Origin of the sequence: Edaphosphingomonas laterariae (genome assembly GCF_900188165.1) — a bacterium.
Taxonomy (GTDB): Bacteria; Pseudomonadota; Alphaproteobacteria; order Sphingomonadales; family Sphingomonadaceae; genus Sphingomonas_E; species Sphingomonas_E laterariae.
The window spans coordinates 1-1888 of record NZ_FZOS01000075.1 but is presented as its reverse complement, the minus strand read 5'-3'; the positions used below and the strand labels follow the sequence as shown (position 1 = coordinate 1888).

The 1888-nt window shown below is 61.8% G+C and carries 1 protein-coding gene and 2 pseudogenes; all 3 read left to right on the top strand.

Features of this window, described 5'->3' with window-relative positions:
• Nucleotides 1–96: 96 nt before the first annotated feature.
• Nucleotides 97–537: pseudogene (locus CHB74_RS21385) on the top strand (flavodoxin family protein); the annotation flags it as partial.
• 170 nt (nt 538–707) lie between these two features.
• Nucleotides 708–872: pseudogene (locus CHB74_RS22860) on the top strand (ATP-binding protein); the annotation flags it as partial.
• A 425-nt stretch (nt 873–1297) separates the two neighbouring features.
• Entirely contained in the window at nt 1298–1594 is a 297-nt protein-coding gene (locus tag CHB74_RS21375) for a plasmid stabilization protein (protein WP_089221470.1), read from the top strand.
• Nucleotides 1595–1888 lie beyond the last annotated feature (294 nt).

Sequence of the window (1888 nt, the reverse complement as noted above, 5' to 3'; positions counted from 1 at the left end):
CTTCGGGCTACGCCCTCACGCCACTCCCCCCGGCATGTAACACCGTGGCCTGGTTTTACGCCGCCGAATGGCCGACTTTTGCTCCGCCGTTGACAATCCGACGAAGGTGACGGTGATGCCTGGCCCAAGCTGCGCGAGAAAATCCTCGCGCACGATATCCTCATCTTCGGCGGTCCGATCTGGATGGGTCAGATATCGAGTGTCGCCAAGCGCGTGCTCGAACGCATGGATGCCTTGCTCTCGGAAGCCGATGACCTGGGGCGCATGCCAAGCTATGGGAAGGTCGCCATTGCAGCGATCGTCGGCAACGAGGACGGCGCGCATTTCTCCTCCGCCCAACTCTTTCAGGCACTGAACGACGTAGGCTGGACCATTCCAGCGGTTGCGGCATGCTATTGGGTTGGCGAGGCGATGGGATCGACGGACTTCAAGGATCTGAGGAAAACGCCGGACAAGGTGACCGAAACCGCGAGGATGGTCGCGGGCAACGCCGCCCATCTGGCAGGCTTGCTGCAGGCAAATCCTTATCCAGGGTAAACCGATATCCTCGCCCGATCAGGCGGCAGGAAGGAAAGCGACGCGCGAAGGATACGAGCTGGGTTGCCGCAGCGGAGTTCGTCCGGCATCCGTCAATGGATGGGTCGGCCCATCCGACCAGCGCTCGAGTGGTTCGCCGCATGCTGACTCCATTGGACTGGCCGAATGCTCTGAGGGAGAAGATCCGCTTCCTCACTCGAGCATTGCTGCTCGTCGTCGGCGAGATCGGTTACCTGCCGGTCACGCCTGGCGGCGCCAACTTGTTCTTCCAGCTCGTCAACGCCCGCTACGAAACCCGTAACGAAAGGGGCGGCCTGATCCTCACGGGTCAGCAAATGGGGAACCCCAAAATCAGGCGCTGAGCGGCCGAAAAGACAGCCGCAGTCCTTCTCGGTGTGCCGAGGCTAAGAATAGCCGCTACCCCGGATCGAGCGCCCGGAACATGTCAATCTCTTCACTCCGGCAAAGCCGCCGATACACCTCGCCAAACAGCTGCCTGCAACTGGGCATTTGCTCACAAGTCGAATTTGTCGACGCCGCTAATAGGCATGGGCCGGTTCGGCGGAAGCGGTATGGATCGACTGTCACCCTCCGCGCTTCCCCAGCGGGGCAGTCTGGACATCGCCGTGTCGGCTATGAGCGGAAAATGACTAAATTCCGAAGTCCAAGGATTTGCGGCGAGCCGATCAAGACAGATCGAGACAAATAGCCCGCTGCGGCGTTTAGGGTTTGGCGGGGGACGCCGACAAGGAGACGGAGCATGCCCCGCGGCGACAAATCGAGCTATACCGACAAGCAGAAGCGCAAGGCCGAGCACATCGAGGAAGCTTATGAGGATCGGGGGGTCCGCAAAGAGGAAGCCGAGCGGCGTGCCTGGGCTACGGTCAACAAGGAATCCGGCGGAGGTAAGAAGTCAGGCTCGGGCCGCGGCAAGAAGGAGAGCCACGAGAGCTCGCGCAAAGGCGGCCGCAAGGGCGGTGCGAGCCAGAGCGCGGAGAAGCGCTCGGCTGCTGCCAAGAGGGGTTGGGAAACCCGGCGACGCCAAGGAAATGCCTGACGTCCATTCACGAGATGGTCGCGGTGCACCCGGGTGCTAGTGACGATTTCAACGAGACGCTTGCTATTGAGCGTCACCTCGCCCCAGCCATTGACCAACTGACAGGTGTAATAGCGCCCCTTGATGGGCGGAAGCTCGAGCAGCACGGCAGCGGATTGGTCCCGCCCGCACGAACATGCGCCGCTCATGGCCTGCCGACTGTCAACGGCGGAGCAAAAGTCGGCCATTCGGCGGCGTAAAACCAGGCCACGGTGTTACATGCCGGGGGGAGTGGCGTGAGGGCGTAGCCCGAAG

Bases quoted from the DNA above. Each gene is read 5' to 3' on its own strand.
- CHB74_RS21375 (WP_089221470.1), top strand. From the start codon at position 1,298: ATGCCCCGCGGCGACAAATCGAGCTATACCGACAAGCAGAAGCGCAAG.